At 71.8% G+C, this 24,855-nt stretch carries 18 protein-coding genes and 1 pseudogene; 15 read left to right on the top strand and 4 right to left on the bottom strand.

What is annotated here, in order from left to right; genetic code table 11:
• Nucleotides 1-5: 5 nt before the first annotated feature.
• Nucleotides 6-938 carry an SDR family oxidoreductase gene (locus ABZ016_RS27790; protein ID WP_356919421.1) on the bottom strand — a complete coding sequence of 311 codons (933 nt, stop codon included), beginning with the start codon at nucleotides 936-938 and terminating at the stop codon, nucleotides 6-8.
• A gap of 225 nt (nucleotides 939-1,163) precedes the next feature.
• Between ABZ016_RS27790 and ABZ016_RS27785 the strand changes: the two genes are divergently transcribed.
• Nucleotides 1,164-2,459 carry an ATP-grasp domain-containing protein gene (locus ABZ016_RS27785; RefSeq protein ID WP_356919420.1) on the top strand — a complete coding sequence of 432 codons (1,296 nt, stop codon included), beginning with the start codon at nucleotides 1,164-1,166 and terminating at the stop codon, nucleotides 2,457-2,459.
• Nucleotides 2,460-2,522: 63 nt separating this feature from the next.
• Nucleotides 2,523-4,565: a CocE/NonD family hydrolase gene (locus ABZ016_RS27780; protein ID WP_356919419.1), complete on the top strand. Its 2,043-nt coding sequence runs from the start codon at nucleotides 2,523-2,525 to the stop codon at nucleotides 4,563-4,565.
• Between the two features lie 10 nt (nucleotides 4,566-4,575).
• Here ABZ016_RS27780 and ABZ016_RS27775 read toward each other — a convergent pair whose 3' ends face one another.
• Nucleotides 4,576-5,076: a MarR family transcriptional regulator gene (locus ABZ016_RS27775; RefSeq protein ID WP_356919418.1), complete on the bottom strand. Its 501-nt coding sequence runs from the start codon at nucleotides 5,074-5,076 to the stop codon at nucleotides 4,576-4,578.
• A gap of 119 nt (nucleotides 5,077-5,195) precedes the next feature.
• Here ABZ016_RS27775 and ABZ016_RS27770 point away from each other — a divergent pair, with 119 nt between their 5' ends.
• The 13 genes and pseudogenes from ABZ016_RS27770 to ABZ016_RS27710 all read left to right on the top strand — a co-directional run bounded on the left by ABZ016_RS27770 (nucleotide 5,196) and on the right by ABZ016_RS27710 (nucleotide 21,421).
• A complete protein-coding gene (locus ABZ016_RS27770; RefSeq protein WP_356919417.1) occupies nucleotides 5,196-6,677 on the top strand; it encodes an MFS transporter in 1,482 nt (493 codons plus the stop codon).
• 172 nt (nucleotides 6,678-6,849) lie between these two features.
• On the top strand, nucleotides 6,850-7,227 hold the full coding sequence (locus ABZ016_RS27765; protein WP_356919416.1) for a hypothetical protein: 378 nt from the start codon (nucleotides 6,850-6,852) through the stop codon (nucleotides 7,225-7,227).
• A 189-nt stretch (nucleotides 7,228-7,416) separates the two neighbouring features.
• Nucleotides 7,417-8,658, top strand: coding sequence for a cytochrome P450 (locus tag ABZ016_RS27760; protein WP_356919415.1), 1,242 nt, complete (start codon nucleotides 7,417-7,419; stop codon nucleotides 8,656-8,658).
• A 60-nt stretch (nucleotides 8,659-8,718) separates the two neighbouring features.
• On the top strand, nucleotides 8,719-8,916 hold the full coding sequence (locus ABZ016_RS27755) for a ferredoxin (RefSeq protein ID WP_356919490.1): 198 nt from the start codon (nucleotides 8,719-8,721) through the stop codon (nucleotides 8,914-8,916).
• Nucleotides 8,913-10,096 (top strand): annotated as a pseudogene (locus tag ABZ016_RS27750) (FAD-dependent oxidoreductase). Before ABZ016_RS27755 ends, ABZ016_RS27750 begins: the two are co-directional and overlap by 4 nt.
• 69 nt (nucleotides 10,097-10,165) lie before the next feature.
• Nucleotides 10,166-11,008 (top strand): SDR family oxidoreductase, encoded by an 843-nt coding sequence (locus tag ABZ016_RS27745; protein ID WP_356919414.1) that lies wholly within the window; start codon nucleotides 10,166-10,168, stop codon nucleotides 11,006-11,008.
• Nucleotides 11,005-12,213, top strand: coding sequence for a histidine kinase (locus tag ABZ016_RS27740; protein WP_356919413.1), 1,209 nt, complete (start codon nucleotides 11,005-11,007; stop codon nucleotides 12,211-12,213). The genes ABZ016_RS27745 and ABZ016_RS27740 overlap by 4 nt, the downstream gene beginning before the upstream one ends.
• The gene (locus ABZ016_RS27735) at nucleotides 12,201-12,866 is read left to right on the top strand and encodes a response regulator transcription factor (protein ID WP_356919412.1); all 666 of its coding nucleotides are present in this window, start codon (nucleotides 12,201-12,203) and stop codon (nucleotides 12,864-12,866) included. The genes ABZ016_RS27740 and ABZ016_RS27735 overlap by 13 nt, the downstream gene beginning before the upstream one ends.
• 86 nt (nucleotides 12,867-12,952) lie before the next feature.
• Nucleotides 12,953-13,363 carry a DUF779 domain-containing protein gene (locus tag ABZ016_RS27730; protein WP_356919411.1) on the top strand — a complete coding sequence of 137 codons (411 nt, stop codon included), beginning with the start codon at nucleotides 12,953-12,955 and terminating at the stop codon, nucleotides 13,361-13,363.
• 221 nt (nucleotides 13,364-13,584) lie between these two features.
• Complete coding sequence (locus ABZ016_RS27725; RefSeq protein ID WP_356919410.1) at nucleotides 13,585-15,069, top strand: cytochrome P450; 1,485 nt, start codon at nucleotides 13,585-13,587, stop codon at nucleotides 15,067-15,069.
• Nucleotides 15,053-16,060: a (-)-alpha-amorphene synthase gene (locus ABZ016_RS27720; protein ID WP_356919409.1), complete on the top strand. Its 1,008-nt coding sequence runs from the start codon at nucleotides 15,053-15,055 to the stop codon at nucleotides 16,058-16,060. Before ABZ016_RS27725 ends, ABZ016_RS27720 begins: the two co-directional genes overlap by 17 nt.
• A 198-nt stretch (nucleotides 16,061-16,258) precedes the next feature.
• The gene (locus tag ABZ016_RS27715; RefSeq protein ID WP_356919408.1) at nucleotides 16,259-19,150 is read left to right on the top strand and encodes an AAA family ATPase; all 2,892 of its coding nucleotides are present in this window, start codon (nucleotides 16,259-16,261) and stop codon (nucleotides 19,148-19,150) included.
• Between the two features lie 282 nt (nucleotides 19,151-19,432).
• Nucleotides 19,433-21,421: a GDSL-type esterase/lipase family protein gene (locus tag ABZ016_RS27710; RefSeq protein WP_356919407.1), complete on the top strand. Its 1,989-nt coding sequence runs from the start codon at nucleotides 19,433-19,435 to the stop codon at nucleotides 21,419-21,421.
• A gap of 18 nt (nucleotides 21,422-21,439) precedes the next feature.
• On the opposite strand, the gene ABZ016_RS27705 is transcribed toward ABZ016_RS27710, so the two are convergent.
• On the bottom strand, nucleotides 21,440-22,924 hold the full coding sequence (locus tag ABZ016_RS27705) for an MFS transporter (RefSeq protein WP_356919489.1): 1,485 nt from the start codon (nucleotides 22,922-22,924) through the stop codon (nucleotides 21,440-21,442).
• Between the two features lie 475 nt (nucleotides 22,925-23,399).
• Nucleotides 23,400-24,800 (bottom strand): cytochrome P450, encoded by a 1,401-nt coding sequence (locus ABZ016_RS27700; protein ID WP_356919406.1) that lies wholly within the window; start codon nucleotides 24,798-24,800, stop codon nucleotides 23,400-23,402.
• Between the last annotated feature and the right edge of the window lie 55 nt (nucleotides 24,801-24,855).

Below are 24,855 nucleotides of genomic sequence, written 5' to 3'. Positions count from 1 at the left end.
CCGGGCTACCGCGTGTCGACGATGCCGCCCGTCACCGCGATGACCTCACCCACCGTGTAGCTGGAGTCGGCGTCGGAGGCGAGATAGACGTATGTCGGCGCGATCTCCTCGGGCTGGGCCGCGCGTTCCAGCGGTGCCTCGCTGCCGATGTGGGCGAGCCCGTCCGGCGGCATGTGCGGGTCCGCCTCGTTGAGCGGCGTCCAGGTCGGGCCGGGCGCGACCACGTTGGCCCGGACGCCCCGCTTGGCCAGGTGCACGGCGACGGACTTGGTCAGGGTGATCAGCGCGGCCTTGGACGCCGCGTAGTCGATCATCGTCGTGCTGCCCTTGAGGGCCTCTTCGGTCGCCGTGGCGATGACGGCGTCGCCGGGTTCCAGGTGGGGCAGCGCCGCCATGAGCAGGTGGAAGTACGCGTAGACGTTCGTCTTGAACGTCAGGTCGAAGTCCTCCGCGGTCAGCTGCTCCAGTTCCAGCTTGCTGTTGAGGTAGGCGGCGTTGCTCACCAGGATGTTCAGCCCGCCGAGTTCCGCCACCGTCCGTTCGACGCTCTCGCGGCAGAACGCCGGGTCGGTGAGATCGCCGGGCAGCAGCAGGCAGCGCCGGCCGTGCTCCTCCACCTCGCGCCGTACCTGCTCCGCGTCCGTCTTCTCCTCGGGCAGGTACACGATGGCGACGTCCGCGCCCTCCCGCGCGTACAGCAGCGCGACCGCCCGTCCGATGCCGGAGTCGCCGCCGGTGATCAGCGCCGTCTTTCCCTCCAGCTTCCCGCTGGCCCGGTAGCGGGAAGCCCGGTAGTGCGGCTTGGTGCGCATGTCGGCCTCGAGGCCGGGCCGCGGCTGCTTGTCGGAGTCGTAGGGCGGGTCGGGCTCGGCCACGACCTGGGGTGCGGACTTTTCCTGATCGGGCTGCACAGCTTCCCTTTCGCCGGTTTCGTCCACGGCGCGACCGTTCGACCGGACCACGCCGTTCTGTCCCGCACCGCGTGCCCATTACGACGGCAGGCATGTTCCCGTTCCGTTCCCACCGGCCGTGAAGGAGGTCATGGCCGGGAGACGCGCGGTGGCGGAATGCCGGTCCGTGTGAGGGGTACCCCGCCGATCTTGAGGGCCGGCCCGTGGGCCGGACGTCGTACATCGCGAGGAGAGCCGTGAACAAGGAGAGTTATGCCTGACGAGTCGGTGAAGAACGTGTTCGTGATCGGTCTCGACGAGGCCAACCTGTCGGTGCTGCGGCAGGTGCCCGGGGCCGATCGGCTGCGCTTTCACCAGCTGTTGACCATCGAGGAACTCCAGTTGGGCGAGGTGCACCTGCCCACACTGTTCGACAAGGCCACGGGCGTGCTGGACGCGTTCGACGGAAGCATCGACGCGATCGTCGGCTACTGGGACTTCCCGGTCAGCACTCTCGTCCCCATGCTGAGCGAGCGGTACGGCACCCGCAGCACGAGCCTTGCGTCGGTGGTCAAGTGCGAGCACAAATACTGGAGCCGGCTGGAGCAGCAGAAGGCGACCGACCGGCACCCGGCCTTCGACAGGGTGGACCTGTCGGCCGAGCCGCCCCGCCCGCCGGAGAACGTGACCTTCCCGATGTGGGTCAAGCCGGCCCTCTCGTACTCCTCCGAACTCGCCTTCGGAGTCGATGACGAGGAGGAGTTCCGCAAGGCCGTCACCGAAATCCGCGAGGGCATCGCGCGGATCGGCCGCCCCTTCGAGCACATCCTCGAACGCATCGACCTGCCGACGGAGATGGACGGTGTGGGCGGCCAGGTCTGTCTGGCGGAGGCGTCGATGTCCGGCGTCCAGGTCGCCGTGGAGGGCTACGTCCACCAGGGCGAGGTGACGGTCTACGGGGTCCTGGACTCGATCCAGTACCCGGACTCCCCCTGTTTCCTCCGGCACCAGTACCCCTCGACGCTGCCGCCGCCGGTGATCGCCCAGCTCCACGACGTCAGCGAGCGCGTGATGCGGCAGATCGGCATGGACTCGGCGACCTTCAGCATCGAGTACTTCTACGATCCGCGGACCAGGGAGATCAACCTGCTGGAGATCAACCCCCGGCACTCCCAGTCGCACGCGGAGCTGTTCCATTACGTCGACGGCGTGCCCAACCACCACTGCATGCTCGCCCTCGCCCTCGGCGAGGACCCGCGCATGCCGCACCGCGAGGGCCCGTACGCGATGGCGGCGAAGTGGTACCACCGCTGGTTCACCGACGGGGTGGTGCGCCGGGTCCCGGGGCCCGAGGAGATCGCCCGCATCGAGCGGGAGACCCCCGGCGTGCGCATCGAGGTGGTGCCCGAAGAGGGCGACAGGCTCTCGGAGCTCCCCGGACAGGACAGCTACAGCTACGAGTTGGCGCACATCTTCACCGGCGGGGCGGACGAGGAGGAGCTGCGGGAGAAGTTCGACCACTGCGTGGCCGCCCTGGGCCTCGCCTTCGACGAAGCCCCGCCGGAGTGACACCCGCCGGGGTGGAAGCCGCGGGAGTGAAGTCCCACGAGAAGTAAGGAGCACGTGGGTTCCATGCGTTACGTGACCAACCTGCCGTACGCGACGAAGAAAGAAGAGCACGTCACGATCCCGATGTCGGACGGGGTCCGGCTCTCGGCGCACATCTGGCGGCCCACTTCCTCGGACCAGGAGCCGGTGCCCGCGGTGCTGGAGTACATCCCGTACCGCAAGCGTGATCTGACGGCCGTACGCGACTCGATCCACCACCCCTATCTCGCCGGGCACGGCTACGCCTGCGTCCGCGTCGACCTGCGCGGCACCGGTGACTCCGAAGGGGTGCTGCGGGACGAGTACCTGGAGCGGGAACAGGCGGACGCCGAGGAGGTGCTGGCCTGGCTGGCGGAACAGCCCTGGTGCGACGGCGGCACGGGCATGATGGGCATCTCCTGGGGCGCGTTCGCGGCGCTCCAGGTGGCGGCCCGCCGGCCGCCGAGCCTGAAGGCCATCGCCATCGCGTCCTTCACCGACGACCGGCACGCCGACGACATGCACTACATGGGCGGCGCCATGCTGTCGGACAACCTGGCCGAGGCGGGCACCATGTTCGCCTACGCCACCTGCCCGCCCGACCCGGCCGTGGTCGGCGACCGCTGGCGCGAGATGTGGCACGAGCGGCTGGAGAACACCGACCCCTGGGTGCTGGAGTGGCTGCGTCACCAGCGGCGCGACGACTACTGGCGGCACGCCTCGGTGTGCGAGGACTACGCGGCGGTGCGCTGCCCGGTCCTGGCCTCCAGCGGCTGGGCGGACGGCTACTCCAACGCCGTGACCCGGCTGCTCGGCAATCTGGACGTGCCGCGCAAGGGCCTGATCGGCCCCTGGTCGCACAAGTTCCCCCATCTCGGGGAGCCCGGCCCCGCCATCGGCTACCTCCAGGAGCTCGTCCGGTGGTGGGACCACTGGCTCAAGGGCGTCGACAACGGCGTCATGGACGGCCCGATGCTGCGCACGTGGATGCAGGAGAGTGTCCCGCCCTCCACCGCGTACGAGGAGCGGCCGGGTCGCTGGGTGGGCGAGCCGGACTGGCCCTCCCCGCACATCCGGCAGGTCGTCCACCCGCTCTCCCGGCACACGATCGAACCGCCGCGGGAGGCGGCCGGCCGGGACAGGGCTCCCGACGGCGACGCGATGACGGTGCAGTCCCCGCTGTCCGTCGGCCAGTTCGCGGGCAAGTGGGCCTCCTACAACGCGCCGCCGGACCTGCCGTACGACCAGCGCGAGGAGGACGGCGGCTCCCTCGTCTTCGACACCGAGCCCCTGACGGAGCAGGTGGAGATCCTCGGCTCACCGACCGTGGAACTCGACCTGTCGGTCAGCGAGCCGGTCGCCATGGTGGCCGCGCGGCTGTCGGACGTGAGCCCCGACGGCGCCGCGACCCGCGTCTCCTACGGCATCCTGAACCTCACCCGCCGTGACAGCACGGAGGACCCGGAGCCACTGGAGCCGGGCCGCCGGTACCGCGCCACCGTCCCGCTGAACGGAGTGGCCCAGGCGTTCCCGCCGGGCCACCGCATCCGCCTCTCCCTCTCCACGTCTTACTGGCCGCTGGCCTGGCCCCCGCCGAAGCCGGCCCTGCTGAGCGTCCACGAGCACTCCAGCACGCTCACCCTGCCGGTGCGGCCGGTCGAGGAACCCGACGAGGTGCCGGCATCGCCCTTCGGCGAACCCGAGGGCACTCCCCCGCTCGTCACCAGCCGGGTGACGCCCCCGGAGTCGCGCTGGGAGGTCAAGCGGGACCTGGTCGGCTACCAGGCCGAGCTGGACATCGTGAAGGACCGGGGCACGGTCCGCCTCGAGGACATCGCCCTGGAGACCGGCCTCCGCGCCCACGAGCGCTACACGGCGGTCGCCGACGACTTCACCTCGGCCGCAGGCGAGTCCACCTGGACCATGACGTTCCAGCGGGACGAGTGGGACGTACGGGTGGTGACGCAGACCCGGCTGAGGTGCGACGAGACGGACTTCTTCGTGGACGCGACCCTCGACGCGTACGAGGCCGGCCGCCGGGTGTTCTCCCGCACCTGGAACGAGGAGGTGCCGCGCGACCTGCTGTAGAGCACCTCGGCTACGCGGGGCGGACGGGCAGGTCGCTCTCGGTGTGTGCGACGAAGTCGTCCACGAGCCGGCGGAAGAGCACGGCGAGCTGCCGCAGGTCCCCGGCCGACCAGGCCGCCAGGGCCATCTCCATGCCCCGTTGGCGCACCTGCCGCAGACGGGCGACCGCGAGGAGACCGGCGTCCGTGAGCCGCACGCGCTGGGCGCGCCGGTCCGCCGGGTCGGGGACGCGGATCACATAGCCCGTCCGCTCCAGTTGCCGTAGCTGCCGGGTGACGTGCGACGCCTCCACCGACAGCCGGGCCGCCAGCACCCCGGGGCGCATCGGGTCGTTCTCGCCGATGTGCCGCAGGATCGCCACGGCGGCCCGGTCCAGGGAGAGCCCCGACTCGGCCATCAGACGCTCGTGCTGCCGGGACCGGCCGGCCAGGTACGTGATGCGGGTGAGGGCTCGTTCGATCTCGACCAGATCCCGCGAAACGGGCTCTTCCGCGGGTTGCGTTGTGGACATGCCACCACCCTAGGTCTACTTGCCTGAGTCAAGCAATGTAGAAGTTGCTTGACTTACGCAATAGATACCTGCTTGCCTAAGTCAAGCAACATCGCTCCCCGCCCTACGGAGGCTCTCCCATGTCCGACACCCTCGCCCGCAACGCCAGGGCGCGGGCCTCCGCCCCGCCCAGACCGAACGCCGTGGTCGCGGTGCTGGCCTTCGCCGGGATCGTGGTCTCGCTGATGCAGACCCTGGTCATCCCGATCGTTCCCGAGCTCCCCCGGTACCTGGACGCCTCGGCGTCGAACGCCGCCTGGGCGGTGACCGCCACCCTGCTGGCCGCGGCCGTCGCCACCCCGGTCGTGGGGCGCCTCGGGGACATGTTCGGCAAGCGCCGCATGCTGCTGGTCAGCATCGTGCTGCTGGTGTCCGGCTCGGTCGTCTGCGCGCTCAGCGACTCACTCGTCCCGATGATCGCCGGCCGGACGCTGCAGGGCCTGGCGGCGGCCGTCGTCCCGCTCGGCATCAGCGTGCTGCGAGATGTCCTGCCCGCCGAGCGGCTCGCCGGATCCACCGCGGTGATGAGCGCGTCGCTCGGTGTCGGCGGTGCCCTGGGACTGCCCGCGGCCGCCTTCATCGCCGACCACTACGACTGGCACACCCTGTTCTGGACCTCCGCCGCCCTGGGTGTCGTGGCCCTCGCGCTGGTCGTGCTGGTGGTACCCGAGTCGGAGGTCCGCACCGGCGGCCGCTTCGACCTGCTCGGCTCCCTCGGTCTGTCCGCCGCGCTGGTGTCCCTGCTGCTGGCGGTCTCCAAGGGCGGCGACTGGGGGTGGACCAGCGGCACGACCCTCGGGCTGTTCGGCGCCGCGATCCTGGTCTTCCTGGCCTGGGGGTGGTACGAGCTGCGCACCGACCGGCCGCTGGTGGACCTGCGCACCACCGTCCGCCGCCAGGTGCTGTTCACCAACCTCGCCTCGGTGGCGCTCGGCTTCTCGATGTTCGCCATGTCGCTGGTCCTGCCGCAGGTCCTCCAGCTGCCCGAGCAGACCGGCTACGGGCTCGGGAAGTCCATGCTGGCGGTCGGGCTGGTCCTCGCCCCGCAGGGCCTGGTGATGATGGCCATGTCGGCCGTGTCGGCGGGCATCACCAGGGCGAAGGGCCCGAAGGTCACGCTGATGACCGGCGCGGTGATCGTGGCCGCCGGCTACGGCCTGAGCCTCGTGCTGATGTCCGAGGTCTGGCACATCGTGCTGGTGGCCTGCGTCATCGGCGGGGGCGTCGGCTTCGCATACGGCGCCATGCCCGCCCTGATCATGGGCGCGGTGCCGGCCTCCGAGACGGCCGCGGCCAACAGTCTCAACACCCTGATGCGCTCGATGGGTACCTCGTTCGCCAGCGCCCTGGCCGGCGTCATCCTGGCGCAGATGACCACCGGCTTCGGCGGCCATGCCCTGCCCTCCGAGAACGGCTTCAGGACCGTCATGGCCATCGGGGCCGGTGCGGCGCTGCTCGCCTTCTTCCTCGCGTCCTTCCTGCCGCGTCGGCAGACCGCCGACCCCGCACCGCCCGTCGAAGACCCGGCCGGGCAGCCGGAGTTCTCCGCGGCCCGCTCCTAGCGCGGACCGGCCGGGCCCCTCCCCGGACGGCCCATGGTGTAGCCAGCTGCACCCCCGGTTCGGGAGCGCGCTCCCTCGTCGCGGAAGGCGGCGGGCGGGATCGTGGTGAGCGGGTCGGAAACGCCCGCCCACCCCCTCCCCTCCCCCGCATTCCCTTCCGAGAGGTACCGCCATGTCTTCGTCCCTCGCCACCGTCCGGTCCTTCACCGCGGGCCTGCTGCTCTGGAGCTTCTTCACCGTCGGCCTCGCCGCGGCCATGGGCTCCGGTGCCGTGCTCGACGGCACACAGCAGAACGTGGCCACCATCGCCGGGTCCGCCGTCGCGCTCGTCACCGGTTCGCGCCTCGCCCGGAAGCCGAGGATCAAGGCCTTCCTGTCGCGGCCGGGCACGCTGTGGTTCCTGTTCCTGTTCAACGGCGTCGCGGCCGTGGCGCTGTACTTCGCCCTGGACGGTGTGAAGGGCATCGCCGCCGCTGCCGCCATGGGGCTGGTCTCGCTGGGCGCGGCCGGTGGGATCGTCGCGAACCACCGCACGGCCGCCCACGCCTGAGAGCCGGCCCGAGCGTGTGGCTCCGGTCACGTCAGCTCGAGGTCAGGGAGCTGACCGGAAGCTGTCAGGCCGCTCCGCTTCCATACCGGTGACTCGTTCACCGCACTCGACGCCAACTCCCGGCCCCGTGCCATCCGTTCGGCCGGGCTCGCCCCCGCCCCCTCCGCTCACTACATCTGAGGAGATGCCATGTCCGATGTCCTGTCCTGCCCCGTCACCGGCGCCTCCGGGCCGCTGCCCGAGTACCCGCTGCCGCGGGCCGCCGAGTGCCCGCTCGCCCCGGCCCCGGCCGCGCAGGAGCTGCGGTCCGAGAAGCCGATCACACGGGTGCGGATCTGGAACGGCAGCACGCCCTGGCTGGTCACCCGGCACGCCGACCAGCAGGCCCTGCTGCCCGACCCGCGCGTCAGCGACGACGACCTCGACCCCGGTTTCCCGTACGTCAACGCCCACCGGGCGGCGATCGCGCCGAACTCACCGCGGCTGATCACCAACACGGACGCACCGGAGCACACCCGGCTGCGGCGGACCGTCAACGGGCCGTTCGTGGTGAAGCGGATCGAGAAGATGCGGGAGCCGGTCCAGAAGATCGTCGACGACCTGATCGACGAGATGCTCGAGGGCCCCAACCCGGTCGATCTGCTCAAGGCGTTCGCGCTGCCCGTGCCGTCACTCGTCATCGCCGAACTGCTCGGAGTGCCGTACGAGGACCACGACTTCTTCCAGCGCAGCAGCAGCCTGGTGCTGGACGGTTCCGTGTCGGCGGAGGAGGCCAGGCGGGTCAGCGGTGAACTGGCCGCCTACCTGGACGACCTGATCCGGCAGAAGACGGCCGCCCCTGAGGACGGCGTGCTGTCCGAGATGGCCGGCCGCGTCCAGGCCGGCGAGATGACACACACCGAAGCCGTCCACATGGGCGTGGCGATGCTGATCGCCGGTCACGAGACCACCGCCACGATGATCAGCCTCGGCACCCTCGCCCTGCTCCAGCACCCCGGCCAACTCGCCCTGCTCCGTGAGACCGACGACCCGAAGCTGATCGCGAACGCCGTGGACGAGGTGCTGCGCTACCTGTCCATCGTGCAGACCGGGGTGCGCCGGGTCGCCAAGGAGGACATCGAGATCGGGGACGTCGTCATCCGCAAGGGCGACGGCATCGTCTTCGACCTGCACGCCGCCAACTGGGACCCGGAGGTCTTCCCCGAGGCCGAGCGGCTGGACCTCACCCGGCCGGCCCGCATCCACCAGGCGTTCGGCTACGGCCCGCACCAGTGCCTGGGGCAGAACCTGGCCCGCCTCGAGCTCCAGGTCGTCTACGGCACCCTCTACCGCCGCATCCCGACGCTGCGACTGGACGCGGCGATCGAGGACCTGGAGTTCGACCACACCGGGACGACCTACGGTGTGCACGGCATGCCCGTGGCCTGGTGATCCCTCCCCCTCGAAAACACCCCCTGCATCCCCCACAGCGAGAGAACCGAGATGACAGACATGCGTGTGGAACTGGACGTGCCGAAGTGCGTGGCGTCGGGGCAGTGCGTGATGGCCGCCCCTGACGTGTTCGATCAGCGGGAGGACGACGGCGTCGCGATCCTGCTGGAGGAGCGGCCCGGTGCGGAACTGCTCGACGACGTGCGCGAGGCCGTGGCCATCTGCCCGGCCGCGGCGATCCGGCTGGTGGAGCGGTGAGGCGCGTCGTGGTCGTCGGTGCCTCGGCCGTCGGGCTCGCGGCGGTGGAGACCCTGCGCCGGGCGGGCTTCGACGGCACGCTCACCCTCGTCGGCGACGAGCCGCACGGCCCGTACGACCGTCCGCCGCTGTCCAAGCAGATCCTCTCCGGAGAGTGGACCACCGGGCGGCTGCCGCTGCGCCCGCGGGCCGACCTCGACGCCCTCGGCCTCGACCTGAGGCTGGGACGACGGCGACGGGGCTGGACATGACGGACCGTACGGTGTGTCTGGCCGACGGGGCGCGGGTGCCCTACGACGGGCTGATCGTGGCCACCGGGGTGCGCCCGCGGCGGCTGCCGGGCGACGGCGGTGCGCATGTGCTGCGCACGGTGGACGACGCGTCCGCGCTGCGCGACAGACTGCGGGCGGGCTGCCGGCTGGTCGTGGTGGGGGCCGGGTTCCTCGGTGCCGAGGCCGCCGCGGTGGCCGGGCGTCTGGGCGCCCGGGTGACCCTGCTCGAACCGGCTCCCGTGCCGCTGGCCCACGCGGTCGGCACCGAGGTCGGCCGGGTGCTCTCGCAGGCGCACCTCGACCACGGTGTGGAACTGCGCACCGGCGTCACCGTGACCGAGGTGACCGGCGGGGGCGTGCGGCTCGCGGACGGGGAGCTGGTCGAGGCCGACGAGGTCCTGGTCGCCGTCGGCTCGGTGCCCAACACCGAGTGGCTGGCGGGCAGCGGGCTGCGCATCGGCGACGGGGTGCTCTGCGACGCGTACTGCGAGGCCGCGCCGGGTGTGTACGCGGCCGGGGACGTGGCCCGCTGGGACAACCCGCTGTTCGGGACGTCGATGCGGATCGAGCACCGCACGAACGCCGCCGAGCAGGGCATGGCCGCCGCCCGCAACCTGCTCGCCGTGCCGGAGGAGCGCAGGCCCTTCGCGCCGGTGCCGTACTTCTGGTCCGACCAGTACGACATGAAGGTCCAGGCCTACGGCTACCTGCGCGGGCACGACGAAGTCGCCGTCGTGGAAGGCGACTTGGCCGAGCGCAGGTTCGTCGCCGCCTATCGCACGGGCGAGCGGCTGACCGGCGCCCTGGCCGTCGGCATGCCGCCCAAGGCCGTCCGCGCCTGGCGTCAGGCCGTCGCGGGCCGGACGGCCTGGCGGGACGCCGTGACCACGGGCACCGAGGCGGCCTGACCTCCGGACACCCCACCCGGCGGGGACGGCCCCGTGCCGCCCCCGTCCCCTCCAGCAAGGAGAGCGCAGATGCAGGACCGTACGGACGACCCGCGCGACGTGGTCGTCGTCACCGGAGCGGGCGGCATGGGAACGGCGGTCGCGCGCCGCCTGGGCAGCGGACGGACACTGATCCTCGCCGAGCACTCACGCGAGCGGCTCGATCGGGTCGTGGCGGAGCTGAGCGCGGAGGGATACGCGGCGCAGGGCGTGCCGACCGACGTCGCCGACCGTGCCTCGGTCGAGCGACTGGCCCGGGCCGCGGCGGAGCGGGGGCGGATCGCCGCCGTCGTGCACACTGCCGGGGTCGCCGCCGCGACGGCCTCGGTCCGCAGCATTCTCGAGGTGGACATGCTCGGCACGGTGTACGTGATCGAGGCCTTCGAGAAGGTGGCCGTCCGGGGCACCTCGCTGGTCTGTGTCGCCAGTCTGGCCGGGCACATGGCGTCGGTCGGCGACGCGGACGAGGCCGCCCTGGCGACGGCTCCCGCCGAGGAGCTGCTCGGGCTGGACGCGGTCAGGGCTCTCGGCGACGATCCGACCGCCGCCTACATCCTCGCCAAACGCGCCAACCAGGTACGGGTGCAGGCCGCCGCGCTCGCCTGGAACCGGATCGGCGCCCGGGTCAACACCCTCAGCCCCGGTGTCATCGCCACCGCCATGGCGCAGGCGGAGGCCGACTCGGACGCCGACGGGCACATGCTCGGGATGCTCGACGCGTGTGGCGCGGGCCGGCCGGGTACGCCCGGTGAGATCGCCGACGCCGTAGCGTTCCTGACCGGGCCCGAGGCTCGGTACATCACCGGCACCGACCTGCTCGTGGACGGCGGTCAGGCGGCCTGGATCCGCCGGCACATGCGGCGGCCCGGATGACGGTGGCCGAGCGGGCCCGACCGGCCGCCGGCCCGGTCGGCACGGTCGGCACGGGCAGGGCGGTGCGACAGGCCGGACGGGCCACGGCCCATCTGTTCGTCGCCGCCGTGCTCGCCTTCGGCCTGTACCTCTTCGTCACCGTGCTGCTGATCACGGCGGTCGCCACGGTCTCGGTCGTGGGGGCGTGGATGCTGCCCGAGACGGTGCTGCTCATCCGCCGGATCGCCGGTGCGAAGCGCAGCCTGGTGGCCGCCTGGACGGGCCGGCCCGTCCCCGAGGTGTACCAGCCGGTCACGGGCCCGCTGCGGGAGCGGCTGCGGACCGCGGTCCGGGACCCCGGCACCCTGACCGACCTGCGCTGGATGGCGGCCTCCTACGTGTACGGGGCTCTGGTCGTCCTGGCACTGCCCCTGTGGCCCTCGGGGCTGGTCGTCGACGGTGTGCGGTGCGGGCTGCTGCGCCGTGAGCCGCTCGTCCTGCCGCTGATCACCCGCCTCGCCGACCTGGAGGCCGGCTGGTCGGAGTCCTTGCTCCGGCCCTCGCCCCGGGCACGGCTGGCCGCCCGGGTCGAGGAGCTCGCCGCCACCCGGGCGGACGCGATCGCCGCGCACGGGGCCGAACTGCGCCGCATCGAACGGGATCTGCACGACGGGGCGCAGGCCCGGCTCGTGGCGCTGTCCATGCGGATCGGGCTGGCGGTACGCGCCTACGACGACGACCCGGGGGCCGCGCGGCGGCTGCTGGCCGGGGCACAGGACCAGGCCGAGGAGGCGCTGGCCGAGCTGCGGCAGGTGGTGCGCGGCATCCATCCGCCGATCCTGACCGACCGGGGCCTGGCCGGCGCGGTGCGCGCGCTGGCCGCGACGAGCGGACTGGAGGTGGCCGTGCGGGTGGAGGGTCTGGAGGACGAAGGGGTCCGGGCCCCGGCGGCGGTCGAGGCCGCCGCCTACTTCGCCGTGGCCGAGGCGCTCACCAACGCCGCCAAGTACAGCGGCGCCGACCGGGCGTCGATCGTGCTGGCACGCCTGCGCACCGGGGTGCGGGCCGTCGTCCGCGACGAGGGCGTGGGCGGAGCGGACGAGAGCGCGGGCTCCGGCCTGCTGGGCATCCGCCGCCGCGTCGCCGCCCTGGACGGGAGGGTGACCCTGACCAGCCCCGCCGGGGGGCCGACCGTGATCGAAGTGGAGCTGCCGTGCGTGTGGTGATCGCCGAGGACAACGCCCTGCTCAGAGAAGGTCTCGTGCTGCTGCTGACGTCGGCGGGGCACGAGGTGGCGGCCGTCGCCGGGAGCGGCCCCGAGATCCTCCCGGCGCTGCTGGAGCACCGCCCGGACGCGGCCGTGCTGGACGTCCGGATGCCGCCGGGCTTCCGGGACGAGGGGCTGCGCGCCGCGCTGGAGGCCCGCGCGAGGATCCCGGGGCTGCCGGTGCTGGTGCTCTCTCAGTACGTGGAGGAGTCGTACGCGGCGGAGTTGCTGGGCGGCGGGGCGAGCGGGGTCGGCTATCTGCTCAAGGACCGGGTGGGCCGGGTGGACGAGTTCCTCGACGCGCTGGAGCGGGTCGCGGGCGGTGGTACGGCCCTGGACCCCGAGGTGGTCACGGAGTTGCTGACGCGGCGCCGCGACTCGCCGGTGGATCTGCTGACACCGCGCGAGCGGGAGGTGCTGAAGTTGATGGCCGAGGGCCACGACAACACCACCATCGGGCAGACCCTCGTCATCACCGAACGGGCCGTCAGCAAACACATCGGCAATGTGTTCCTGAAGCTCGGCCTGCCCCCGAGCGACAGTGGCCACCGGAGGGTCCTCGCCGTGCTGGCCTATCTGAACAGCCGCCAGAGCGGGGCGGGCCGCCCGTAGCCCGCGCGCATACCGCGACGCATACTGGAGCACCCGCGCACACGGACCGGTTCCCGAACCACACCGTCTCCGCCAGGAGGGACCGCATGGCCACCCGCACGCGACGTGTAGAACTGACTTCCGCCGCCGAGGATGTGCTGCGGCAGCTGACCGGGACACACGGGCCCGTGATGTTCCACCAGTCCGGCGGCTGCTGCGACGGCAGTGCCCCGATGTGCTACCCGCGCGGCGAGTTCCGGGTCGGTGCCTCGGACGTCCTGCTGGGGCACGTGGCCGGGGACGTCCCGTTCTGGATGAGCTCCGACCAGTACGCGTACTGGTCGCACACCCACCTCACCGTGGACGTGGTACCCGGACGCGGGAGCGGCTTCTCGCTGGAGGCCCCGGAAGGCGTCCGCTTCCTGCTCCGCTCCCGCCTCCTCACCGACGAGGAACTGCACCGCATCGAGGCGGAACCCCCGCTGCCGACCGGCGCGGACGTGCCCGACCGGACGTAGCCGACGGAACATACATTTCTCCGTGCACAGAAAAACAATGGAAAATGGGGCCTCGGCAGCAATCATGAATCACTCGACGCGCCTGGCGTGCATCCGTGCGCCCCTATGGAGAAAGGATTCGTCGAGCCTTCAACAGATCCCACTGGGCAGGACTGAGACGAGCATCAAGTCGGTGCAACCGCACCACAATCCCGTGTGCCTACCGAGGCAGGTGGTATTCGATGATCGGCTCCGTTCCCGGACCGGCCCGAGATTGGACAGTGGGCACTGCTCCAGGCATATTCCCATTCCTCGGCCACGGTATCCCCTTGGTTCGTCGTCCGCTGGCTTTTCTGGAATCTCTGCCCGCGCACGGCGATCTGGTCGAAATACGCCTGGGTCCGCAGCGTGCCTGGATGGCCTGTCATCCGGACCTGGTCCACCAGGTACTCAAGGACCCCGAAACCTTCGACAAGGGCGGTCCGCTCTACGACAGGCTGCGGACACTGCTGGGGGACGGCGTCGGCACCTGCCGCCACCGGGATCACCGGCGCCAGCGCAGGCTGCTCCAGCCCGGATTCCGCAAGGCCCGTGTCGCGGACCAGGTGCGCTCGATGGGCGAGGAAGTGGAGTCGGTGTGCCGGGAGTGGCGGGACGGGCAGGCGGTCGACATCAGTGCGACCATGCTGGACCTGTCGACACGCGTGGTGAGCCGCGTCCTGTTCTCCGACTCGCTGGACCCCGCGACCGCCCTCGAGTTGCGCAGGTGCCTGGCCACCGTGATGCGCGGCATGTTCGTCCGGACGGTGATGCCGGTCGACGCCCTGTTCCGTGTTCCCACGCCGGCGAACCGGCGTTACCGCCACGCTTCCGACCGTCTGCACGCCATTGTCCACGCGGCTGTCGCCGAGCGCCTTCGAGGCACCGCCCAAGGCCACCGGGACGACCTGCTGGGGACCCTGCTGGCGGCCGCGCGGGGCGACAGCGGTGAGACGGCGATCAGCGACGCGGAAGTCCACGGACAGGTGATCACGCTGCTGTTCGCCGGCGCGGAGAGCACCGCCCTGTGCCTCTCCTCCGCCCTGGCACTCGTGGCCCTCCATCCCGAGGAGGAACGCCGTCTGCACTCCGAGGCCGACGCGGTGCTCGCCGCGGGGCGGCCGCCCGGCCCCGACGAGCTGCCGCTGCTCGTCCACACGCGGCGCGTCCTCACCGAGACCCTTCGCCACCGTCCGCCCGGATGGCTCTTCACCCGCGTCACCACGAAGGAGACGGAACTCGCCGGGCACCGTCTCCGGCGGGGTGCGACCGTCATGTTCAGTCCGTATCTCCTGCACCACGACCCCGCCCTGTTCCCCGACCCCGACCGGTTCCTCCCCGACCGCTGGCTGCCCGGCCGTACCGACGCGGTCCACCCCGAGGCGATGATCCCGTTCGGTGCGGGCCGCCGGAAGTGCATCGGGGAGACACTCGCCCTGGCGGAGGCCACGGTGGCTGTTGCGTTCATCGCCCGCCACTGGCGACTGCACCATCTGCCGGGCTACGAAGAACAGCTCCGCCCGGCGGCCTCGTTGGGGCCCCGGGGCTTGGTGATGTCCTGCGAACCACGGACGAGGCGGCCGGTGGACACACATTCGCGGGCGGATTCCCGCGCACCCCGGTCGGCCGCCGCACCGGTCGCCCACAACTCCCGAACGGCAGGTGGCATCGATGTCCACGACGCATGAGGAAATCGCGCTCGCCGGGCGCGACGCAATTCCGGCAGTCGATCTGAGGGACCTCATCGACGCGCAGCTCTACATGCCCTTTCCGTTCGAGCGCAATATCCACGCGTCCGAAGCGGCGGCGGGCGTCGACAACTGGCTGCGCACATGGGGGCTGACCGACGACCCGGCGGTGGCGGCCATGATCTCCTGCACGCGACCCGCCGAACTCGCGGCCTGCAACGGTCCGGACATGGATCCCGGACTCCTCCAGATCGCGGCGAATCAGATCGCGTACCAATTCGTCTTCGACGACCGGGCGGAGGACATCGGCCGGCGCTCGCCCGTCCAGCTGCTGCCGATGCTCTCCGAGAGCGTCGCGATCCTGCGCGACGGCCGGCCGCCCGCCACCCCGCTCGGGGCGGCCCTGGCCGACCTCCACCGGCAGGTCCAGGAACGGTGCACACCCGCTCAGGCCGCACGGTGGGCCTGGAACAGCCGTGAGTACGTGCACGGCTTGCTGTACGAAGCGGTGGCTCAGGCCCATTCCACCCCCGTGAGCAGCGGGTTGTGCCGGTCCATCCGTTCCCTCATCGCGGGCGTCGAACCGTTCTACCCGCTGTGTGAGGCCGCGCAGCCGTGCGAACTGGCCCCGGAGGAGCTCCACCACCCCGCCATGCGACGCCTGAGCCGGCTGTCGGCCGACGCGGCGGTGTGGATACCCGACCTCTTCTCCGCGGTGAAGGAGCAGCGGGCGGGCGGCATGATCAACCTGGCCCTCGCCTACCGGCGGACACACCGGTGCTCCCTGCCGGTGGCCGTCACGCTGGCCGTACGGCACATCAACAGCACCATCCGCGAGTTCGAGGAACTCTACGAAGACATCAGGCCGGAGCTGAGCCCGTCCGGCGTCGGCTACGTGGAGGGCATGGCCGGCTGGATCCGCGGATGCTACTTCTGGTCCCGAACCGTGCCGCGCTACGCGGACACGATGACGGCACCCGCGGAACTCTGACCGACCGGTCGCTTCCACCACACGGTTCCCGAAAGGGGCGGAACAGAGCAGGCTACCCGAAAGGTTGAGACCCAAAGCGCTCCCGCGGGAAATTCACCCTCCCTGTCGACCTCCTCTTCCGACCCGGCCAAGGGGCGCGCACATGAGCGTACGCTCGCCCCGTCCGGTGGGGAGCAACGACAGGAAGCGGTAGACCACATGACCCATGGGCTGCGGCAACCGATGACCGAACACCGGCCTCTCCTCGAACGCGACGAGGAACTCCGGGCCATCGACCGCGCGCTGGCGGGGCTCCGTGACACCGTCGACGGCGCTCCCCGGGTACCGCGCGGCGGGCTGCTCGCCTTCACGGGTGAGGCCGGACTGGGCAAGACGACACTCATCGCGGCGGCGCGCGCCCGCGCCGCCGCGCAGGGGTTCACGGTGTTCTCGGGCAAGGGCGGCGAGAACGAGCAGGGCCTGGCGTTCCGCGTCGTCCGCCAGATCATGCAGCCCACCCTGGCGGGCATGAGCGAGACGAAACGCCGGAAGTTCCTGGGCAGTTGGTACGACATCGTCGGCGCCGCGCTCGGTCTCGAGGCGACGGATCCCGCCCGGGTGCCGGACCCGACCGGAGTGCGCGACGGCCTCGACTGGGTCATGACCCGCCTGACGATGACGAACGCGCCCGTCGTCCTCCTCCTGGACGACCTGCACTGGGCCGACACCGAATCCCTCGACTGGCTCGCCTCCTTCGCACCCCGGGTGGCGGACCTTCCCCTCCTGGTGGTGGTCGGCTACCGGCCGGGCGAACTCCCCCGCACCGCGACCTCCTTCCGTACGCTCGTCGAACGCCACGAGCAGCGCCCGCACGTGCTGTCCCCGCTCGGAGAAGCCGGTGTGGCGCGGATCATCAGGGACGCAGTGGGGGAGGAAGCCGAGGACGAGTTCTGCGGCGAGTGCTGGACGGTCACGGGCGGAAGCCCCTTCGAGACCGTCGAACTGGCCATCAGACTCCGCGAGCGGCGGGTGCGGGGCACCCGGGCCGACTTGCCCGTGATGCGTCACCTCGCCGCGGCCGTCAAGGGCCCCGGCCTGATCGAGCGCCTCAAGCGGCTCGGCCCGGGCACCGTCCGCTTCGCGTGGGCGGGTGCCGTCCTCGGTGGGCCCTTCTCCCCGGAGGCGGCCGCCGGACTCGCCGTCGTCGGCAGCGCGGAGGCCGCCGAAGCCATCGAGAAGCTGCGCGCGAGCCGCATCCTCACGGACGCCGACGAGCCGGCGGGCAGCCTGGAGTTCGTCCATCCGCTGATCGCCACGACGATCTACCGCGACATCCCCTCGGGCCTGCGCGTCGGCATGCACGACGCGGCCGCCCACACCGCGCAGGCGGTCTGGTCCGACCCCACCACCGCCGCCCGGCACCTGCTGGAGGTGCCCTGCGACGACCGGCCCGAGACGGTCGCCTGCCTGCGCGCCGCCGCGCGCGAGTATCTCCGCGCCGGGGCACCGGAGGCCGCCCGGCGCGTGCTGACCCGCGCGTTGCGGGAACCGCCTCCCGCCGAGGACCGCGCGGCCGTTCTCCACGAACTGGCCTGCTCGACCTTCCTCATCGAGCCCACGGCCACGGTCAACCATCTCCGGGAGGCGCTGAAGAGGCCCGGTATCGACTCCGACCTGCGGGCCTCCATCGTCTACCGGCTGACCCAGGCGCTGGCCCACACCGACCGGCTGACCGAGGCCGCGGCCGTGGCCGCCGACGAGGCGCGGCGCACCACCAACGCGCGCGTCCGACTGCGCATGCAGGCGGACCACTTCGTCTGGAGCGCGTTTCGCGCCGACGAGCCCGACTCGTCCGCCCGCTCGCGCCGGCTGGCGCGGCTGGCCGACAAGCTGACCGGGCGCGGCCTGGAGGAGCGCTACATCCTCGGTCTGCGGGCGTGGGACGCCCTCGTGCGCGGCGAGCCCCGGGGGACCGCCCTCGGGTACGCCGAGGAGGCCCTGGACGGAGGGATGAGCTGGACCGACGAGAACCGCGGCTTCGAGGTGCCCGTCGCGGTCGCCCTGCTGTTCATGTACTGCGACCAGCCGGGGCGTGCCGAAGAGCTGTTCACCCGGGGCATGGCCGAGTGCGAACGCCGGGGGTGGCGCGGCTCCCATCTGGCGCAGGGCCAGACGCTCCTCGGCTACATCCGCTACCGCCGTGGCTGCCTGCCCGAGGCCGAGGAACTCGTGCGGGCCGGGCTGCACACCGCCGAGCGCGTCGAAGGAGCGGTGCCCGCTCAGTGGTTCGCGATCGGCATTCTCATCCAGATCCTGCTGGCCCGGGGGCGGACCGCCGACGCGCGCCGGCTCGCCGACACCCACCACTACGGCGACGTGGTTCCCAACGCCGTCATCTTCCCCGATTCCCGCACGGTGTACGCCGAACTGCTCCTGGCGGAGGGGCGACTCGCCGAGGCGGCGCGTCTGTTGTCCAAGGTCGGGGACTGGCTGGAATCGCGGGACTGGCACAACCCCGCATGGTGCCCCTGGCAGCTCGGGCTGGCCTCGGCCCTCGCACGCACGGCTCCCGACCAGGCGGTCCTCCACGCCCAGGACGCCGTCAAGCGGGCCCGGGACTTCGGTGCGGCGTCCGCGATCGGCCAGGCGCTGCACGTCCAGGCGGAGGTGACGGGTGGTCAGACGGCGCTCGATCTGCACACCCAGGCCGTCGACCACCTGGAGCGGTCACCCGCCGCGTACGAACTGGCCCGTGCGCTGGTGGGCCACGGTGCCGCGCTGGCCCGCGGGGGCCGCCTGCACGACGCCGCCGACCGGCTCTACCAGGGGCTGGAGGGGGCGGTGCACTGCGGTGCCGCGGGTCTGGCCGCCCGGGCCAGGCGTGAGCTCTCCGCCGCGGGGATGCGCCCACTGCCCCTGCGCTACGCGCAGACGGACATGCTGACGGCCCAGGAGCGCAAGGCCGCCGAGATGACGGTCCAGGGCCATTCGGCGTCGGCCGTCGCGAAGGACCTGCGGCTCACCGAACAGGGCGTGCGCCACCTGCTGTCCGCCGTGTACCGCAAGCTCGGCACGGACGCCTCCGGCCTCCCGGACGCCCTGGGGGACTGACCCGGCCCGGGCGGTGACCCACGTGGGCCGGTGGGGCGCTGCGCCCGATGTCCCTCCGGCCGGGCGGGCGTTCAGGCGCTGTTGCCCTCACCTTCGCCGGACGGAAGCGGCCGGACGCCGCCACCCGGCCGTACGGGGGTCACCTCGGCCCTCTCCGCATCCGCACGCCGCCGGCTCAACTTCCCCGCAATCCCGCCCCCTTGACGCTGAACCGTTTCACTGCTTCCCTCGAAAGGCTGCCTATGGGAGCGCTCCCATCCACCCCACGTGAAAGGGAATCCCGTGCAGACCTCCCCCCACCCCTCACTCAGACGCGCCCTGCCCGCCCTCCTCACGGCCGTCCTCCTGGCCTGCCTGCTGTCCTGGACCGGCGGCTCTCCCGCCCGGGCCGCGGCGGGGGACGGTTCGGTGTCCGATCCCAACATCGCGTACGTCGGACGCTGGGACACCTCCTCCGGCACCGCGGCCGTGCCCCAGTGGACCGGCGCCTATCTGCAGACCGGTTTCACGGGCACCACGGTGAAGGTCAGGGCCAGGAACGCGGTCAACTTCTACGCGAGCATCGACGGCGGCCCCGACGTCTTCCACGCGGGCGTGCGCGGCACGGTGGACCTCACTCCCCGCCCGCTGTCCCCCGGCACGCACACGCTGCGCCTGTCCTACCGCTCGGGCGACACCGTGTTCCAGGGCCTGGTCCTGGACTCCGGGGCGCGGACCGTCGCCGCGGGCGTCCCCTCCGGGCTGGTGGAGTTCGTCGGCGACTCGATCACGGCCGGAGCTCTCACCGACCGGCTGGCACTGGACTCGTACGCCTGGAAGACCGGCGAGCGGCTGGGGATGCGGCACACGCAGATAGCCCGGTCCGGGTACTGCCTGGTCGCGCAGTCGGGATGCACCGGTCTGAGCGGGCAGTTCTTCAAGACGGCGAGCTCGGGTGGCGCGGACTGGGACTTCTCCCGCTACCGGGCCGACGCGGTCGTCATCAACCTCGGCACCAACGACATCGGGCACGGCGTGTCCGGCGCCGCCTTCCAGTCGGCGTACACCGCGTTCCTGCGTGACGTGCGCACCCGGTACCCCGCGGCGCACCTCTTCGCGGTGCAGACGCTGAAGAAGCGCTACGTCACCGAGACGAAGGCTGCCGTGAGCGCCCGCAACAACGCCGGTGACGCCCGGGTTCACTACGTCGACACCACGGGCTGGCTCACCGACGGCGCCGACTACGAGGACGGCAACGGACATCCGAACGAGGCGGGACACACCAGGTTCGCCGAACGCCTGGCCCCGGTCGTCAGGGCCCGGCTGGGCAGCAACGCCACGGTGCGGGCGGCCGCTCCAGGGCAGCCCGGCGACCCGAACGTCAAGTTCGTCGGCCGCTGGGACACCACCAGCTCCGGCACCGCCTACACCCCGTACTGGGCCGGCGCCTACTACCGGGCCGGCTTCACCGGCAGGACGGTCAAGCTGAAGCAGCGGGGCACGATCGACCTGTGGGCGCGGATCGACAACGGGCCGGTGAGGTTCTACGACGACGTCAAGGGGACGGTGGATCTGACGCCCGCTCCCCTCTCCCCCGGCAACCACACACTCCAGGTCAACTACCAGGTGGTCGCGGGTTCCTACCGGGGCGACGCCGTGTTCCAGGGGCTGGTCCTCGACAGCGGCGCGACGACCTTCGCACCTCCGGCCCCGGGCAAGCTGGTGGAGTTCGTCGGCGACTCGATCACCGTGGGCACGACCACCTCGCAGAACGCCCGCACCGCGTACGGCTGGCTGATCGGCGAGCGGCTGGGCGTCGAGCACACGCAGATCGCGCAGGGCGGGGCGTGTCTGGTGGCCGCGGCGGACGGATGCGTGGGGCTGGAGCGGCAGTTCACCAAGCTGAATCCGAACGCCGCGACACCCGACTGGGCCTTCTCCCGCTACCGGGCCGACGCGGTGGTCATCAACCTCGGCACCAATGACGTCGGGCACGGGGTGAGCGCCGCGCAGTTCGAGTCGGCGTACGGCAGTCTGCTGCGCAAGGTGCGTGCCGCGTACCCGCAGGCCTGGATCTTCGCGCTGGAGACGTTCCGCGGGCGGTACGTGCCGCAGACCGAAGCCGCCGTGCGGGCCGCCGTGGCCGGTGGTGACGCACGGGTGTCCTTCGTCGACACGACCGGTTGGCTGGGCTCGGGCGATCTGACGGACTCGGTGCATCCCAACGACCGGGGGCACCGGGTCGTCGCCGAGCGGCTGGCACCGGTCATCGCGGCGCGGATCGGGGCGTGACCCGGCCCGGGGCGGGCCTCACATCGGTCCGGGGCCCGCTCCTCCCCCTTTGAGGCGTTCCAGGTCGGACGAGCGGACCTGGATGGCGAACAGGGCGATCAGGGCGGCGATGGCGGTGAAGATCGCCGCCATGATGAAGGCGGCTGAGACGCCGGCGGCGAGGACTTCGTCGGACCAGGGCTTGGGCAGTTGCCCGGTGCGTTCGAACCGGAGACGTTCGGCCGGGGTGGCCTGCTGGAGGAAGGCCGGGATCTGTTTCTCCGCCTCGTTGGTGCTGGCCGTGCCGAACATCGTGACCAGGATGGACAGGCCGAGGGAGCCGCCGACCTGCTGGGTGGCGTTGAGGAGCCCGGAGGCCGCGCCGGTCTCCGGGGTGGGCACGTTGGACAGCGCCATGAGGGTCAGCGACACGAACTCCATGCCCATGCCCAGGCTGAAGACGAGCATCGGACCGAGGACGCTGCCCGCGTAGGTGGAGTGGACGTCGGTCAGGGTGAGCCAGGAGAGACCGGCGGCGGCCAGGATCGCGCCCACCACCATGAACGGTTTGGGTCCGTAGACGGGCAGGAACCGCGAGGCCAGTCCGGCGCCGACGGCGATGACGGCGGTGACCGGAAGGAAGGCCAGTCCGGCCTGCAGCGGACTGAACCCCAGCACGTCCTGCACGAAGAGCGTCAGGAAGAAGAACATGCCGAAGATCGCCGCGGCCAGGCAGAGCATGATGCCGTACGTGCCCGCGCGGTTGCGGTCGGCGAACATGTGCAGGGGCGTGATGGGCTGTCTGGAGCGCCGCTCGATCAGGACGAAGGTCGCCAGGACGAGCACCGCCCCGCCGAACGAGGCCAGCGTGAGCGCGTCCCGCCAGCCTTCCTGGGCGGCTCTGATGAACCCGTAGACGAGCAGCACCATGCCCGCGGTGGAGGTGAGCGCGCCGGCGAGGTCGAAGCGCCCTGGATGGCGTTCGGACTCCTTGATCCAGCGTGGGGTGGCGAGCGCGATGAGCAGGCCGATGGGCACGTTGACGAACAGCACCCACCGCCAGTTCAGGTACTCCACCAGGATCCCGCCGGCGAGCAGGCCGATCGCGCCGCCGCCGGCCGAGACCGCGGCGAAGACGCCGAAGGCGCGGTTGCGTTCCGGCCCCTCGCGGAAGGTCGTGCTGATCAGGGCGAGGGCCGTCGGGGAGGCGATGGCGCCGCCGACGCCCTGCAGGGAGCGCGCGCCGAGGAGTTGACCGGAGTTCTGGGCGAGCCCGCCGAGCAGGGAGGCCAGTACGAAGAGCAGCACGCCGAAGATGAACATGCGCCGACGGCCCAGGATGTCGCCCGTCCGGCCGCCGAGCAGCAGCAGGCCGCCGAAGGTGAGGGTGTAGGCGTTGACCACCCAGGACAGGCTGGTGGTGGAGAAGTTCAGAGCGCTCTGGATGTGCGGCAGGGCGATGTTCACGATGGTGATGTCCAGGACCACCATCAGCTGACACGAGGCGATGACCAGCAGCGCTATCGCGCTTCCGCCACCACCGGATTCCCTGGTGGTGGTCCCCTGTGGTGAGGCCGGCTGCGGGCTGCTGCCTGCGGTGTCCACCTGTTCGACGCTACGCCCGCCACCTGGACCTCACCACTGGATCACGGTCGTCCGTCGCCGGTTCCTGCTCCGGCGGGGAGAACGAGCAGGTGTGGCTGCTCCACCCGACGTCGAACGGGGGCTCGCCCACGGGGAGTTCGACCACGCCGGTGGTGGCGCCCTGGTCACCCGGTACAGCCACCCACCCGGAACGCGATCTCGGGCGCCCCGCCAAGCGACCGCTCCGGAGGCGGGAGCGAATCCCGGCGGGCGCGACCGGAACTCCGAGGAGTCCGGCCGGGTGTGAACCGGGCAGGTCATCGAGGTGTACCTGCCCGGCCCCCGGCGGGCCCTCGTGCCCTGTCCCGGGATTCACCACCGGCATCCCGGAGCCGGCGCCCGCACGACAGCGCCCTCAGCGCCCGCCGCGGATCAGGCCGGTCAGATAGCGCCAGAGCGACGACCGCTGCCGGGCGGACGGGTCCGGGATGACCTCCGCGGCCGCCCCGGGCGCGGGGCCGCCCGCCGGCGGGCCCGCGGGCGCCTCCGCGAGTTCGTACCGCACCGGCAGCGAGCGCAGACCGCGCATGAACGGCGAGGAGCGCCAGGGCAGTTGGTCGGCGGGCAGGGCCAGGTCGAGGTAGTCGAACCGCTCGAACAGACGCCCCACTCCGGCCGCCGCGACGGTGGAGGCGAGCTCACGCGCCGGGCACTGGCGCGGACCGGCGCCCCAGGACAGGTGGGCCCGGGTGCTGATGGTGGTGCCGGAGGCGACGTGGTCGGCGAAGAGCGGGTCGGCGTGCGCGGCGCCCGGGGAGACCCACACGGGGTCGCCGGCCCGGATCGTGTAGTTGCCGAGCTGAGTGTCCTGGGCGGCGAACCTCGGGACGAAGTTGACCAGCGGCGGCTTGCGCATGACCACCCGGTTCATGGACTCCCTGACCATCCCCGCTGACAGGCTGGCACGTACGCTGCCCTCGCCCGAGATGACCTCCACGACGGTGTTGGAGATGAGGATGCCGACGTGGTCGGAGGTCATGCCCAGCAGCATGAACAGCTCGCGGGCCAGGTGGTCGAGCGACAGGTCGGGGTGCGCCGCCAGCAGGTACGAGGGGAAGTCGTCGCCGGGCTTCTCCAGTTTCAGCGCGGCCAGTTCCGCCAGGGTCGCGAGCAGGCGTTCCAGCGCGGCCTCGGCGTCCGGGCCGGCGTCCAGCACGCGCCACATGTCCATGAGCGCGTCGTCGCCCTGCGAGCCGGGGAAACCGAGCAGATGGCTGGCCACCATCAGCGGCAGCGGCCGGGAGAACTGCGCGGACAGGTCCGCCACACCCGTCCTGCCACCCTGGCCGACCAGGGTGATCAGCTCGTCGGCGTAGGCGGTGACGGCGGCCTTCAGGCGCTTGGCCTGGGGGTGTCGCGGGTCCTGGAACGGCTTGAGGGCGACGTCCCACGCCGTCCGCAGCGGCCGGTACCCGGGGCCGCCCTGGATCAGGATGTGGTTGACCTCCAGGGACGGTCCGAGCGGCCAGTCGGCGGGCACCCTCCCCTCGGCGCGGGCCCGCCAGTTCTCCAGCCCCTTGGGCCAGCCGTCGTCGTCCTGGAGCACCTGGAGGGACTCGCGGTAGCCGAGGACCAGCCAGGCGGGCACTCCGAGCAGGTCGACCGGCGCGACCGGGCCGTGCTGCTGCCGCAGCCGCTCGTACACGAGCGCGGGACGCGTCTCGTAGTCCCGGGTCAGCAGCGGTTCAGGGCTCAGCATCTCCAGCCGTGTGTCGTCCAGGTCCACGGATCCGCCGTCACCCCAATGGGTTTCCATCGTCTTGCCACCCTCCGGCACGCACCGTACCGGCACACCATCAGCCGGTAGCCGG

The sequence above is a fragment of the Streptomyces sp. NPDC006372 genome (assembly GCF_040612515.1).
Classification (GTDB): Bacteria; Actinomycetota; Actinomycetes; order Streptomycetales; family Streptomycetaceae; genus Streptomyces.
The sequence above is the reverse complement of the archived record's forward strand: the minus strand, read 5'-3'. Positions and strand labels throughout refer to the sequence as shown.